Source organism: Bradyrhizobium sp. CCBAU 051011, assembly GCF_009930815.1.
GTDB lineage: Bacteria > Pseudomonadota > Alphaproteobacteria > Rhizobiales > Xanthobacteraceae > Bradyrhizobium.
Window position 1 is genome coordinate 6,822,294 of record NZ_CP022222.1, and the last position, 13,143, is coordinate 6,835,436.

The 13,143-nt window shown below is 63.5% G+C and carries 13 protein-coding genes; 8 read left to right on the forward strand and 5 right to left on the reverse strand.

Features of this window, described 5'->3' with window-relative positions; translation table 11 throughout:
• Positions 1-276 precede the first annotated feature (276 nt).
• Both ACH79_RS32130 and ACH79_RS32135 read left to right on the forward strand, forming a co-directional pair.
• Positions 277-525 carry a PilZ domain-containing protein gene (locus tag ACH79_RS32130; protein ID WP_161856669.1) on the forward strand — a complete coding sequence of 83 codons (249 nt, stop codon included), beginning with the start codon at positions 277-279 and terminating at the stop codon, positions 523-525.
• Positions 526-669: 144 nt separating this feature from the next.
• Positions 670-1,497 carry a tetratricopeptide repeat protein gene (locus ACH79_RS32135; protein ID WP_161854532.1) on the forward strand — a complete coding sequence of 276 codons (828 nt, stop codon included), beginning with the start codon at positions 670-672 and terminating at the stop codon, positions 1,495-1,497.
• 92 nt (positions 1,498-1,589) lie between these two features.
• Here ACH79_RS32135 and ACH79_RS32140 read toward each other — a convergent pair whose 3' ends face one another.
• From ACH79_RS32140 to ACH79_RS32160, 5 genes are all read right to left on the reverse strand, one after another.
• Positions 1,590-2,867, reverse strand: coding sequence for an AAA family ATPase (locus ACH79_RS32140; RefSeq protein ID WP_161854533.1), 1,278 nt, complete (start codon positions 2,865-2,867; stop codon positions 1,590-1,592).
• A complete protein-coding gene (locus tag ACH79_RS32145; protein ID WP_161854534.1) occupies positions 2,864-3,604 on the reverse strand; it encodes a CpaD family pilus assembly protein in 741 nt (246 codons plus the stop codon). The genes ACH79_RS32140 and ACH79_RS32145 overlap by 4 nt, the downstream gene beginning before the upstream one ends.
• 40 nt (positions 3,605-3,644) lie before the next feature.
• Positions 3,645-5,114, reverse strand: coding sequence for a type II and III secretion system protein family protein (locus ACH79_RS32150; RefSeq protein WP_246738215.1), 1,470 nt, complete (start codon positions 5,112-5,114; stop codon positions 3,645-3,647).
• A gap of 17 nt (positions 5,115-5,131) precedes the next feature.
• Positions 5,132-5,932: a Flp pilus assembly protein CpaB gene (gene cpaB, locus ACH79_RS32155; protein WP_161854535.1), complete on the reverse strand. Its 801-nt coding sequence runs from the start codon at positions 5,930-5,932 to the stop codon at positions 5,132-5,134.
• A 277-nt stretch (positions 5,933-6,209) separates the two neighbouring features.
• On the reverse strand, positions 6,210-6,872 hold the full coding sequence (locus tag ACH79_RS32160) for a GntR family transcriptional regulator (protein WP_202639086.1): 663 nt from the start codon (positions 6,870-6,872) through the stop codon (positions 6,210-6,212).
• Positions 6,873-6,993: 121 nt separating this feature from the next.
• Between ACH79_RS32160 and ACH79_RS32165 the strand changes: the two genes are divergently transcribed.
• From ACH79_RS32165 to ACH79_RS32190, 6 genes are read left to right on the forward strand one after another with little or no spacing between them, the layout of a single operon-like run.
• A complete protein-coding gene (locus tag ACH79_RS32165; RefSeq protein ID WP_161854537.1) occupies positions 6,994-7,794 on the forward strand; it encodes an enoyl-CoA hydratase/isomerase family protein in 801 nt (266 codons plus the stop codon).
• 8 nt (positions 7,795-7,802) lie between these two features.
• The gene (locus ACH79_RS32170) at positions 7,803-9,056 is read left to right on the forward strand and encodes a CaiB/BaiF CoA-transferase family protein (RefSeq protein WP_161854538.1); all 1,254 of its coding nucleotides are present in this window, start codon (positions 7,803-7,805) and stop codon (positions 9,054-9,056) included.
• 51 nt (positions 9,057-9,107) lie between these two features.
• Positions 9,108-10,100, forward strand: coding sequence for a tripartite tricarboxylate transporter substrate binding protein (locus tag ACH79_RS32175; protein ID WP_161854539.1), 993 nt, complete (start codon positions 9,108-9,110; stop codon positions 10,098-10,100).
• An 11-nt stretch (positions 10,101-10,111) separates the two neighbouring features.
• The gene (locus ACH79_RS32180; RefSeq protein WP_161854540.1) at positions 10,112-10,594 is read left to right on the forward strand and encodes a tripartite tricarboxylate transporter TctB family protein; all 483 of its coding nucleotides are present in this window, start codon (positions 10,112-10,114) and stop codon (positions 10,592-10,594) included.
• Positions 10,595-10,605: 11 nt separating this feature from the next.
• The gene (locus ACH79_RS32185; protein ID WP_161854541.1) at positions 10,606-12,132 is read left to right on the forward strand and encodes a tripartite tricarboxylate transporter permease; all 1,527 of its coding nucleotides are present in this window, start codon (positions 10,606-10,608) and stop codon (positions 12,130-12,132) included.
• Positions 12,129-13,142, forward strand: a complete 1,014-nt coding sequence (locus tag ACH79_RS32190) for a 4-hydroxythreonine-4-phosphate dehydrogenase PdxA (RefSeq protein ID WP_161854542.1) — start codon at positions 12,129-12,131, stop codon at positions 13,140-13,142. The genes ACH79_RS32185 and ACH79_RS32190 overlap by 4 nt, the downstream gene beginning before the upstream one ends.
• The last annotated feature ends 1 nt before the right edge of the window (position 13,143 follow it).

Here is a 13,143-nt window from a genome sequence, read left to right on the forward strand (position 1 = left end):
GCACTAAAGCATGATGACGTTTCTTCGAATCGTCATCCCGCTTTATCTTTTGTTTTGAGCATGATCTCTTCGGAAAACCGCTGCACACTTTTCCGGACCATGCTCTAGCGGGGATCAATCCTTTAATTCGCCGAAAATTGCGGTCCAGGTTCGGTAAACGGAGTTCGAATATATCAGTTACATTGCGCGCCGCCGCGCTAGGCCAATTCCAACAATTCTTCGGTAAAGCTGATCCACCTTCGAGTGAATCACATCGAGCAAGGGCCAGGGGTGGACATGTTGGCAGCGAATCGCCGCGCAAGCGTACGTCGTGCGTGCAGAAATTTTGCAAAAATACAGTTCGCGACCGGCGGATTGCCGCGCGACTGCATGATTACGGACATGTCAGATGGCGGCGTGAAGATCATCGCCGAATACCCCGAAATCCCGTCCGAATTCACGGTGATTTTCTCGGAAGGCCGGCCGCGTGCATGCCGGCTGGCCTGGCGGATCGGCTGCGAGCTCGGCGCGCAATTCCTCGACTAGACTGCCCGGCAGCGCCGGTTCGGGGCGGCGGGCCACGAGGGGCCCGCAATGGTCATTGATTACCGCCAAGGCGCGCGGATTTAACCCGAATTTAGGGTTAAGCTGGGAACACTGCTGGACAGTTCCCGCCGTGAGTCCCGCTACATGGTCCAGAAGTCATCCCATCCGCCCCGCGTTGCGCGGCATCTTGCCTGCGCATCCATCCTGGTTCTGGCGCTGGGGCTCGGCGGCTGCCAGACCTCGGGACTGTCGGACATTACCGGCTCGATCGACGAAAAGGCCGACACCGGCCCCGCCACCGATCCGCGCCGCGACGTTGAACTCTATCAGGAGCGTTACCGCGCCAATCCCAGGGATGCCGATGCTGCGCTGAAATACGGCAAGGCGCTCCGCGTGACGGGACAGCGGTCGCAGGCGGTTGCGGTGCTCGAACAGGCCTCCATCGCCCATCCCGGCAACAAGCCGCTGCTCGCCGCTTACGGCCGCGCGCTGGCGGATAACGGCAATTTCCAGCAAGCCTTCGACGTGCTCGGCAGCGCCCACAGCCCTAACGATCCCGATTGGCGGCTGCTCTCTGCGCAGGGAGCAACGCTGGACCAACTCGGGCGATTTGACGAGGCGCGCCAATATTATGCGAATGCGCTGAAAATCGTGCCCGACCAGCCGTCGGTGCTGTCCAATCTCGGGCTCTCCTATGTGCTCTCGAAAGATCTGGCCAAGGCCGAGGAGACGCTGCGCCGCGCCTACAGCCTTGCGAAAAACGATCCGCGCGTGCGCGCCAATCTGGCGCTGGCGGTCGGCCTGCAGGGCAATTTTGCCGAGGCGGAAAAGATCGTGAAAGCCGATCTGCCACCGGCCGAGGCCGCCGCCAACGTCACGCAATTGAAGCGATTGCTGGCACGGAAGGACAGGGAGAACGCGCGGGCCGAGGCCGACAAGATGCCGATCGCTGCGGCCCGACGCGTCGACTAAGGCTGGACGCGTTTTACGCGAACCGGAAATCGACAACGCTCGCGAACACCATGAGCGTCAATGGCAAGGCCGCTGACGCCGTTGCTTTGTGCTCAAGCCCTGCGGGCCGTCGCGCCCTGCAGCTTCTTGATGAGCGGCGCCAGGAATGACGTCCGCTTGGTCACGGCATGACCGGTCATGCGCTGCGCAATCTGCAGGAACATCTGGGTGGTGCGATGCTTGGCTGATATCTGCGCGATCATCTGGCCATTATTGGCGGCGGTGCCGAACATCTTCGAATCGAACGGAATGGCGGCGATCGGCTGGCTCTCGATCGCCTTGGCAAATTCGCGCGTGGTGATCTCCGGACGCTTGGGCATGCCGACCTGGTTGAGGCAATAGAGCGGCGGCCGGTCGTTGGGTCGCGCCGCCTTCAGCACGTTCAGCATGTTCTTGGCGTTGCGCATGTTGGCGAGATCGGGCTCGGCGACGATCAGGATGTCGTCCGCGCCGACCAGCGTGCGCTTGGTCCACGCCGACCATTGATGCGGCACGTCGAGCACGATGCAGGGGGTCGTCATGCGCATCGTATCGAAGATCGCGTCGAACGCATCGGCACCGAAATCGTAGACCTGGTCCAGCGTTGCCGGCGCTGCCAGCAGATTGAGGCGATCGGTGCATTTCGCCAAGAGACGCTCCATGAACGCGGAGTCCGGCCGTTCCTGCTGGAAGACGGCGTTGGCGATGCCCTGAACCGGATCCTGGTTGTAATCGAGGCCGGCGGTGCCGAAGGCGAGGTCGAGATCGATCACGACAGAATCGAGCGCCAGATCGCGCGCGATCGCCCAGGCGACGTTGTGCGCAACAGTGGATGCGCCGACGCCGCCCTTGGCGCCGACGACCGCAACGATACGGCCGACTGCCACGGCCTCGGAGGCCGCGTAAAGGCCGCATATCGCGCGCACGACGTCGATCGGCTCGATCGGTCCGGTCACGTAGTCGCTGACACCGCGCCGCACCAGCTCGCGATAGGGCGTCATGTCTTTGGCGCTGCCTATCACGACGACGCGCGTGCCTGCGTCGCAGACGGCGGCGAGTTCATCGAGCCCTTCGAGAATGTCGGTGCCGGGATCACTCTCCAGCAGGATCACGTTCGGCGTCGGCGCCGTGTGGTAGGCCTCGATGGCGGCCGCAATGCCGCCCATGTGAACCGAAAGGTGGGCCTTGCCGAGACGGCGGTCTTCGCTCGCCGCGCGCACCGCGGTTGCGATGGCGACGCTGGCGCAAAAGGCCTGCACCGATACGCGTGGCGCCGGCGAGATGTATTCCTCGGGCTGCGCCGGCGTTTCGTCCAGTTGATCGTCGGATTTTTGAAAGACGCGGCTGATCATTTGCCTGTATCGCTGAGTTTGGCTTTTTCGGCTTCGGGATAGGTCGTCGTGGTCGGAAGACCCTTGCGGTATTTGTCAAAGGCGATGTTGCGCCGCGACGTATAGGCGGGGCTCTCGGGACGCGGCTGTTCGAGATCGGCGGGATTGTCGATCATCGCCGCGAGGTTGCGCTGGGAGGCGCAGCCGAAATTGTGGTAGGAGCGGTTTTCGTTGTAGGCGACGTTGTCGATGTTCGGGCCGAGGTCTTGCGGCCACAGGCCGCACGGGCCGGCTACCGCCCTGATCTTCGGATAGCTCAGCCGGATCGTGGGCAAGGTGCGGGGATCTTCGGGACGGTAGTGATGTCGCGTGATGGCGCGCGAGGGCACGCCGCCAGCCATCAGCACCGACCGGATTTCCCCGAACGACGCCGCAGCCGCGCGGGCATTCGGGGTATCGATCGGGACGTCGACGATGATTGCGCCGGTGCCTTCGCGGACCCAGCTCTGCGCCAAACCCAGGACGTCGGCGCGTTGCGGACCGGAGAGACCGCCGCGGGCATGGCCGACAAACACGACGATCGAGTGGTTGGCTTCGGTCACGGCAATCGGATGACGCTGTCGGTAGTCATCCGGCACGCTGGCGGTCACGGTTTCCGTGGCCAGCGGTGTGCAGGCGCCGAGCGCGGCCGAAAGGCCGAGCAGGGCGCCAAAAACGCCCAAGGCCCTGACCTGACGGAGTTGAATTTTCGTGGTCATCGTTCTGCCCTCGTCCCCACTCGGTGAACAGTTCTGCGTCTCAATCGATGATGTAGCCGAAATTGCCCTGGACACCGGCGAAGGGATCGACACGTGCGGCGACGCCGTAGATGCGGTTGATGCGCCCGAGCAACGCGGACTGGGAGTCGGACGCCGACGCGAAGCCGTCATCGGGCCGCGACAGTTCTTTCTGTGCGACAGCCCGGACGACATAGGGCGTCACGATGACCATCATCTCGGTCTGGTGGTTGATGAAGTCCTGGCTCCTAAAAAGCTGTCCAAAAATCGGTATCTGGTCCACGCCGGGCAAACCGTTGATGGCCTGCTTGGTTTGTTCCTGGATCAGTCCCGCCATCGCGATTGAGCCTCCGGACGGAATTTCCAGCGTGGTTTCCGCGCGACGCGTCTTGATCGAGGGAATGGTTGTTCCGTTCTGGCCGCCCGTCAAAGCGTTTTCGGTCGAGATTTCCGACACTTCCGTCATCACCCGCAGGCTGATCCGTCCCTCGGACAGTACGACCGGCGTGAAGTTGAGCGAGATGCCGAATTTCTTGAAGCTGACGGTCTGGACGCAATTTTGAATGCCGCCGGGCGTTGTTGTCTGGCAGGTCACGCCGGTCGGAATCGGAAATTCGCCGCCTGAGATAAACGTTGCGGATTCGCCGGAGATCGCCGTCAGATTGGGCTCGGCGAGCGTCTTCACGACACCGGCGCTTTCCATCGCGCGCAGGGTAGCCGTGACAGTCGGCAAACCAGCTTTGTTCAAAGCCGCTCCGACCAAGCCGTTTTCGGGGACGAGCGGTGCGCTGTTGGCGGTGAACGGATTGTTATTTTTGAATACGACCGCCGCGGTGCCGTAGTTCATGCTGGCACTGAGATCGATACCCAATTGCTTGATGATGTCTCGTCGCACTTCCGCGACGGTGACCTTGAGCATCACCTGATCGCGGCCGCGAACGACGATCGAGTTGACGACCTTCTCGGATCCGCCGACCAGTCGCGCGGCGATCTCGCCGGCCTGCTGGGCTTCGACCGGGCTCGATACCGAGCCGGTCAGCAGCACGCTGTCGCCGACGCCCTCGATCTGAATCCCCGGCAGCGACTGCTTCAGCGCGGCGCGCACGCCGTTGAGATCGCGCTTGACCGCGATGTCGTAGGAAGCGATCTGCTGGCCGTCGCCGTCGAAAAACACCACGTTGGTCTGGCCGACGGCGCCGCCGATGATATAGGCGCGTTGCGGGGAGCGAATGACGGCGTTGGCGATCTTCGGATCGGCGACCAGCACATCCTTGACGTCGCGCGGCAGGTCGACGACCACCGACTTGCCGATGCCGAGCGCCAGGAAGCGCATCTTGACCGGGCCGATAGCGGAGGTCGTTACCGGATCCTTCTCGGTTTCGGCTGCGATCACGGGCAGCAGCGGTCCGAGCGTCAGCGCGGCGACGGCCGACAATAACAGTGCGCGCGCCGCCACGATTCGCATCGCTGACTGATTTACCCCAAACTTCATCTCAGCCGTCCTTTCGGTCACTTCTGTGCCGTCGTTTGACTAGAGACTCCGTAGCGAACCACGGAGACACTCTCTTTTCGTTTTTGAGTCTGTTCATCGGAACGGCCTTCGGCCGCATTGGCATCGGTGATGCTGCGCAGCGCGAGCGACAGCGTGCCGCTCTGGCGCGCACGCGCCATCGTCTCGGCCTGCTCGGGCTTCAGTTCCAGCGTGACGGTGCGGCCGACGAGGGAGTTCATGCCCTCTTTTTCCTTCGGCGCCTGATCGATCGCGAGCACGCGGATGTTGGAGAGAATGATTTCCGACTGGATGACGTCCGCTCCCCTGCCATCCGGATTCTTCTCGCGCTTGGAAAGGATCACGTCGACGCGGTCGTTGGGCAGGATGAAGCCGCCGGCGCCGGTTTCCGGCGAGATCTCGGTCGAGAGCGCCCGCATGCCGGTCGGCAGGATGGCTGCCATGAAGCCGGAGCCGTTGGCCTTGACCAGTTTCTGTTCGCGGATCGGTTCGCCCGCGAAGAACGGGTTGCGCGCGATCGAGCCGGCGAGTTCATTGATGGCTTCGGCCTTGCTCGCGCGGTCGATCAGGTTGCTGTTGGCGGTCGCAGCCGGCCAGGCCTGCCATTGCATGTCCTCGGGCTTGACAGCCTGGCCGAGCCCGATGTCGGACTTCGCGACCAGAATTTCCACTGTCGGCAAATTGGCGACAAGTTCGGCTGACGGTTGCGATGATTTGTCTTCGGTGCCACGGGCGAGATAGGCGGCGACACCGCCTGCACTCAGTGCGATGGCCAGAACGACGAGACGTGCGATGTTCATACGCTTACGATCTACTCTTACGCCGGGACGCCCCAACGGCACGGCAGTGACGGTCCCCGAAGGCCATGACTAGGCATCAAAGGTATAAGGGAACTTGAGGGGTGAACGATTTGACCGATCGCAGGAGCGGGATTCACGGTCATGGTGAACGACTGGTTATCGTTCGGGAAAAGGCCGCTTCCGCAAAAACCCGGAAAGCCGCTCAGTGCGGGCGCGCTACCGGGCCAACTCGTCAATATGGATGGACGTTGCCGATCGGGCGTCAGGCCTGACGCAGCTATGATGCGCGAGCTTGTTCGAGCGGCGCGGTCTCCGCGAAGCCGGCCTGCAAGACCTCTTCGCGCTTGTGGCGCAGATGCGCGCGCAGGATATGCGACAGCCCCACGCCATCGCGACGTTGCAGGGCGTTGAGGATCGCTTCGTGCTCCTGCACCGCCAGTGCCCAGCGCCGCGGCGTCATCGGCGTGACGTAGCGCGCACGGCGAATGCGGGCCGTGACGGATTCATACAGGCCTGACAGCACCGGGTTGCCGGCAGCAGTGATGATCGCCTCGTGGATGAAGCGGTTGCAGCGGTAGTACTGCAGCAGGTCGCGATCACCGTAATGCCGCACCATCGCGGCATGGGCATCGGCGACGCCGGCGATCTCGGCATCCGTGATGCGCTCGCAGGCGAGTTCGCCGGCCAGGGCTTCGAGTCCCTGGCACACCTCGAACAGGTCGCGCATGTCCTTGTCGGTCAGTCTCGCCGCGCGCGAGCCGCGGTTCGGCAGCAATTGGACCAAGCCTTCTGCGGCAAGCACCTTGAGGGCTTCGCGCAGCGGCGTGCGCGAGATCTGCAGCTTTTCACAGAGGTCGCGCTCGGGAATCCGCGCGCCCGGCGGGATATCGCCATCGAGCAGCATGGCGCGGACACGGCCTACGACTTCCTCGTGAAGCATTGCCGAAAAATCCAATTTGAATTCAAAAGTGGCTATAGCACCGGATTTTAGTCAGTTCCAGCTTGATAAAGCCTAATTTTGCATTCAGAATGGTAAAAATCAATTAAGAAAGGCCGTCGGGATGGATCAGGACGTAACGGTACGGGAGGGTGACCTCCTGTTTGCCCTCGATGACGGCATCGGCCGGGTAATCTTCAACCGGCCGCAGGCGCGCAACGCCTTTACCTTCGAGATGTACGAACGGCTGGCCGAGATCTGCGAACGCGCCAACCGCGACCATGCGATCAAGGTGCTGCTGCTGCGGGGCGCCGGCGACAAGGCGTTTGCGGCCGGTACCGATATCAACCAATTCCGCGCCTTCAAGACGCCGCAGGACGCACTCGACTATGAGAACCGCATCGACCGCGTGCTCGGCATTCTCGAAACATGCCGGGTGCCGACCATTGCCGCCATCAACGGCGCCTGCACCGGCGGCGGCGCGGGCATTGCTGCCTGCTGCGATCTGCGCATCGGCACAAGAAGCACGCGGATGGGATTTCCGATTGCGCGCACGCTCGGCAATTGCCTGTCGATGTCGAATGTCAGCCGCATTACCGCGTTGATCGGTCCGGCGCGCGTCAAGGATCTGATCTTCACGGCGCGGCTGGTCGAAGCCGAGGAGGCGGCCTCGTTGGGCCTGCTCAACGAAATCGTCGATGATCTGGCCGCGCTCGACAAACGCGCCGACGAGATCGCACGGCTCGTTGCCGGCCACGCGCCGCTGACGCTGAACGCGACCAAGCAGGCGGTCGCGCGCTTGCAGAAACGGCTGACGCGCGACGAGGGGGAGGACCTCATCCTGATGTGCTACACCAGCCAGGATTTCCGTGAAGGGCTCGACGCGTTTCTCACCAAGCGCGCGCCGCAATGGCGCGGCCAGTAGGAGCCCGCATGTCCCTTCAAAACGACACCACGCCGCGCTCGGGGCCGCTCGCCGGCCTCAAGGTCATCGATCTCACCCATGTGATGGCGGGCCCGACCTGCACGCTGATGCTCGCCGACATGGGCGCCGACGTCATCAAGATCGAGAAATGGCCGAATGGCGACGACACCCGGCATTCGGTGCCGCCGAAGATCGGCGACGAGGCGGCCTCCTTCCTGATGATGAACCGCAACAAGCGCGGCATCGTGCTCGACCTGAAGACCGCAGGCGGCAAGGAAGTGCTGCGGCGGCTGATCGCCGGTGCCGACGTGCTGGTCGAGAATTTCGCCCCGGGCGCGATGGAGCGGCTCGGCTTTGGCTATGCGGAGCTGCACCGGGATTTTCCGGCGCTGATCTATTGCTCGCTGTCAGGTTTTGGCCGCACCGGCCCGTACAAGCATCGCCGTGGCTTCGATCTGGTTGCGCAAGCGATGAGCGGCATCATGAGTTTCACGGGCGAGCGGCCGGACGGTCCGCCGGTGAAATGCGGTCCGCCGCTGTCCGATATCACCGCCGGACTGCTGGCCAGTATGGGCATTCTGGCCGCCTATGCGCACCGCCTCAAGTCCGGTGAAGGGCAGTGGGTGGAGACATCTCTTTATGAGGCGGCGCTGGTTCAGACCTACTGGCAGTCGACCATTGCGCTCGCAAGTAATGTGGCGCCGCGCGCCATGGGCTCGGCTCATCCGCTCAACGCGCCGTATCAGGCGTTCGAGGCATCCGATGGCTGGCTCGTGGTCGGCGGCGCCAACAAGAAGCATTGGCTGTTGATGCTGGAAGCGCTCGGCGCGCTGGAACTGGCGTCCGACCCGCGCTTCGTCAACGGCTCCGACCGCATGGCGAATTTGAAGGAGCTCGAAGCCGAATTGAGCGCGCGCTTCCAAAAGCAGACGCGGGCGCATTGGCTGGCGGCGCTTGACGAGAAGGGCGTGCCGTGCGGCCCCGTGCACGACATGCTGGAAGCGCTGAACGATCCGCAGACGCTCGCGCGCGACATGGTGGTCGAGGTCGAGCATTCGACACTCGGACCAGTGAAGACGATCGGACTGCCGGTCAAATTCTCGGCGACGCCCGGCAAGGTGCGTTCGGGCGCGCCTGTTTATGGCGAGCATACGCGCGAGGTGCTGCGCGAACACGGTTTTGATCAGGCGGAGATCGACGCGTTCGAGCGGGAGGGCGCGATCGTCGCCGCATCAGTCGGTCGCAAGGAGCAGGTCGCCTGACAAGAAAACGAGAATACGAACGACAACAAAAAAGCCTACCGGGAGGAAGCCATGAAGATCACGTCGAAACTGCTGCTGTCCACGGCAGCGTTCATGCTCGCGGGCGCGCTTCCGGCCAATGCTGCCTGGCAGCCGCAGAAGCCGATCGAGTTCGTTGCCACGGCGGGGCCGGGCGGCGGCACCGACAATCTCGCCCGCGCCGTCCAGAGCATCATCACCAAATACAAGCTGACCGACCAGCCCGTTGTGGTCGTCAACAAGGGCGGCGGCAGCGGGGCGGAAGGCTATGTCTACGGCAAGGCGTCCGCCGGCGATCCTTATAAGGTAATCTTCGGCACCTCGAACGCGTGGCAGCAGCCGCTCGTCTCCAAGGTCGCCTTCAACTACACCGATCTCACGCCGATCGCGGCGATGGCGCAGGACGAGTTTCTGTTGTGGGTGAAACATGACGCGCCCTACAAGACCGCGGGCGACTTCCTTAAAGCCGCGGCCGCGACCGAGTTCAAGATGGGCGGCGCGCAGTCCAAGGATACCGATGAGGTGCTGACGCGGATGATCGAGAAGGCGGCGCGCGTCAAATTCACCTACATCCCCTTCAAGAGCGGCGCGGAGGCGGCCGTGCAACTGGCCGGCGGCCATATCGATGCGCACGTCAACAATCCTTCCGAGAGCCTTGGGCAATGGCGCGGCAGTACCCAGCGCCCGCTCTGCGCCTTCAGCCCGAAGCGGCTGCCGCAGGGGCCGAAGGTTACGGCATCAGAAGGCTGGAGCGACGTGCCGACCTGCGTCGAGCAGGGGCTCGCGATCTCGCAATATGAGCAACCGCGGACGGTGTGGCTGCCCGGCAAGGTCAGCCCGGAGCAAGCGGCGTATTACGTCGATCTCATGAAGAAGGTGCAGGCGACGCCTGAATGGAAGGAATACATCGAGAAGACCTCGCAGGTTGACACCTTCCTGACCGGCACAGCATTCGACAATTTCATCAAGCAGGACCTCGAACACGTGAAGCAGGTCGCGGGCGAGCAGGGCTGGCTGGTGAAGTAGGGCAGGCCGCGATGATCTCCCGACGTGCGCTCGAGATAGCCGCCGCGCTGCTGACCGGAATCTTCGGTGTGGTGGTCGTCGTGTCCAGCCTCGACAACGGCATCGGCTGGTCGAGCGCCGGCGTCGACGCCGGCACGTTTCCGTTCCTGACCGGAATCATCATCGTGCTCGGCAGCCTCTATAATCTGGGGCAGGGCGCGCTCGGACGCGGCACCCTCGCCATCGTCAGGGTGGCCGTCACGCCGTTCGAGTTGCGCCGCCTCGCGGGATTGTTCGTTCCAGCCGCGATCTTCGTTGCCGCCATTCCAATGGTCGGAATGTATCTCGCCTCGGCGGGCTATGTTTTTGCAGTCCTGGCATTGCCGCGACAGCAATCGGTTTTGCGCGCCCTTGTCATTGCCGCGGTTACGCCGCTTGCGCTCTACGTCGTGTTCGAGCGCATGTTCCAGGTGTCGCTGCCGCACGGCGCGCTCGCCGCTGCGTTCGGTTTCTGAAGGGACGGGCGATGGAAAACCTTCAATCGCTGCTGCACGGTTTCACCATCGCGGTCACCGTTCCGCACCTGACGCTGATGGTTGTCGGCGTCCTGCTCGGCATTCTCGTCGGGGTGCTGCCGGGGCTCGGCGCGCCAAACGGGGTGTCGCTGCTGCTGCCGCTGACCTTCGGCATGCAGCCGGTGTCAGCGATCATCCTGCTTTCCAGCATGTATTGGGGCGCGCTGTTCGGCGGCTCGGTGACGTCGATCCTGTTCAACATCCCGGGTGAACCTTCGTCGGTGGCCACCACCTTCGACGGCTATCCGATGGCGCGCGACGGGAGGCCAACGACGGCGCTGGCCACCGCCTTCGGCTCGGCCGCGTTCGGGGCGCTGGTCGGCGTGATCCTAATTACGTTTCTGGCGTCCTGGGTGGCGCAGGTGGCGCTCGCCTTCGGACCGCCGGAATATTTCGCGGTCTATTTCCTCGCCTTCGCCAGTTTCGTCGGCATGGGCGGCGCGGCGCCGATCAAGACGGTGGTGGCGCTCGCGATCGGTTTTGCCATCGCCGCGATCGGCATCGATACGGTCTCGGGTAGCGTCCGGCTCACCATGGGCATCGACGAACTGGTCAAGGGCGTCAGCTTCGTCGTTGCCGTCATGGGGCTGTTCGGCATCGGCGAACTGCTGATTGCGGTGGAGGAGGAGTTTCAGGCCCGCGCGGTATCGTCGCGGGTGGACTGGAAGGAAGTCTTCCGGGCGCTTAGCCGTCTGCCGCATCATGGCATTGCGCTGCTGCGCAGCGCCGCCATCGGTTGCTGGATGGGCATTACGCCGGGCGGCCCGACCGCTGCTTCCTTCATGAGCTATGGCATCGCCAAGCGCTTCTCGCGCAACGGCGCGCGTTTCGGCACCGGCGAGGCCGAGGGCATCGTCGCGCCGGAGACCGCCGACCATGCCGCCGGCACCAGCGCGCTGTTGCCGATGCTCTCGCTCGGCATTCCCGGCTCGGCCACGGCCGCGGTGATGATGGGCGGGCTGATGATCTGGGGATTGAACCCCGGACCAATGCTGTTCGTCGACCAGAAGGATTTCGTCTGGGGGCTGATCGCCTCGATGTATGTCGGCAACATCGTCGCGGTTGCGCTGGTGTTGCTTACCGTTCCCGTGTTCGCCGCCCTGATGCGGATTCCGTTCGCCGTCATCGCGCCCCTGATCGTCATCATCTGCGTGGTCGGCGCCTATTCGGTCTCGAACTCCTATCTCGACGTCGTCCTGATGCTCGGCTTCGGCGTCGTCGGCTATCTCTTCAAGAAGTTGCATTATCCGTTGGCTCCGTTGGTGCTGGCGATCGTGATCGGCGACAAGGCCGAGGACGCGTTCCGGCAGGCCATGCTGATGTCCAAGGGATCGCTCGGAATATTCTTTGCAAACCGGCTGGTAACGACGCTCGTCCTGGCCGGGACGGTGCTGTTGCTGCTTCCGCTCGCCCTGCAGATCGTGCGTCTGTTGCGAAAACCGGACGAAGGCGCTCAGGAGAAGATGAGGATCATATGAACGTGCAAAGTCCCGGCAAGCCGCTGATTGCGCTGGCGATGGGAGACCCCGCCGGCATCAGCCCGGAGCTGACCGCAAAACTCGCCTGCCTCGACGAAATCCGCTCGCGTGCACGCCTGATCCTGATCGGAGACCGCCGCGTTTTCGACGAGGGCGCGCGTGTCGCCGGCGTCAAGCCGGACCTGCCGAATGTGCCGCCGTCCGCGGACCCCAAAGCAATCAGTGACGCCGCCTTCTTGGATCTCGGCCATCTCGATCCCGAGACCATCGAATGCGGCGTCGCCAGTCGGGCCGGCGGCGCGTTTGCGCTGGAGAATTATCGTCGTGCGCTGACGCTGGCGCGCGACGGGCAGGCCGATGCGGTTTGCTTCACGCCGTTCAACAAGAAGGCGATGCGGCTCGCGCGCGCGGAGTATGACGACGAGATTGCATTCTCCGCCGAGGTCGCCGGCCTGAAGACGCCAGCCAGCGAATTCAACGTGCTCGACAGACTCTGGAATGCCCGCGTCACCTCGCACATCGCCCTCAAGGATGTGGCCTCGCGGCTAACGGTCGAACGAATTCATCGCGCGCTGAAACTGACCGATGCCTGCATGCGACGGGCCGGCTTTGCCGAGCCCCGTATCGCGGTAGCGGGGCTCAACCCGCATGCCGGGGACGGCGGCAATTTCGGCCGCGAGGAGATCGATGTGATCGAGCCCGCCGTCATGGCCGGCCGGGCCGAAGGGATTGCGGCGGAAGGGCCGTTTCCGGCGGATACGGTTTTCCTGCGCGCCAAGAACGGCGCCTTCGATGCGGTGCTGACGATGTATCACGACCAGGGCCAGATTGCGATGAAGCTGATGGGCTTCGATCGCGGGGTGACGATCCTGGGCGGCTTCCCGTTTCCGATCTGCACGCCGGCGCACGGCACGGCCTATGACATCGCCGGCCAAGGCGTCGCCTCGGTCGGCGCCAGCCGGGCGGCCTTGTTGCTCGCCGCTGAGATGGCCGGCGCGGCCAGCGCGTAAA

Coding starts and splice junctions, on each gene's coding strand:
- ACH79_RS32185 (WP_161854541.1), top strand. CDS start 10,606: ATGGAAAACCTTCAATCGCTGCTGCACGGTTTCACCATCGCGGTCACC.
- ACH79_RS32135 (WP_161854532.1), top strand. CDS start 670: ATGGTCCAGAAGTCATCCCATCCGCCCCGCGTTGCGCGGCATCTTGCC.
- cpaB (WP_161854535.1), bottom strand. CDS start 5,932: ATGAACATCGCACGTCTCGTCGTTCTGGCCATCGCACTGAGTGCAGGC.
- ACH79_RS32150 (WP_246738215.1), bottom strand. CDS start 5,114: ATGAAGTTTGGGGTAAATCAGTCAGCGATGCGAATCGTGGCGGCGCGC.
- ACH79_RS32165 (WP_161854537.1), top strand. CDS start 6,994: ATGGATCAGGACGTAACGGTACGGGAGGGTGACCTCCTGTTTGCCCTC.
- ACH79_RS32180 (WP_161854540.1), top strand. CDS start 10,112: ATGATCTCCCGACGTGCGCTCGAGATAGCCGCCGCGCTGCTGACCGGA.
- ACH79_RS32140 (WP_161854533.1), bottom strand. CDS start 2,867: ATGATCAGCCGCGTCTTTCAAAAATCCGACGATCAACTGGACGAAACG.
- ACH79_RS32145 (WP_161854534.1), bottom strand. CDS start 3,604: ATGACCACGAAAATTCAACTCCGTCAGGTCAGGGCCTTGGGCGTTTTT.
- ACH79_RS32175 (WP_161854539.1), top strand. CDS start 9,108: ATGAAGATCACGTCGAAACTGCTGCTGTCCACGGCAGCGTTCATGCTC.
- ACH79_RS32190 (WP_161854542.1), top strand. CDS start 12,129: ATGAACGTGCAAAGTCCCGGCAAGCCGCTGATTGCGCTGGCGATGGGA.
- ACH79_RS32160 (WP_202639086.1), bottom strand. CDS start 6,872: ATGCTTCACGAGGAAGTCGTAGGCCGTGTCCGCGCCATGCTGCTCGAT.
- ACH79_RS32130 (WP_161856669.1), top strand. CDS start 277: ATGTTGGCAGCGAATCGCCGCGCAAGCGTACGTCGTGCGTGCAGAAAT.
- ACH79_RS32170 (WP_161854538.1), top strand. CDS start 7,803: ATGTCCCTTCAAAACGACACCACGCCGCGCTCGGGGCCGCTCGCCGGC.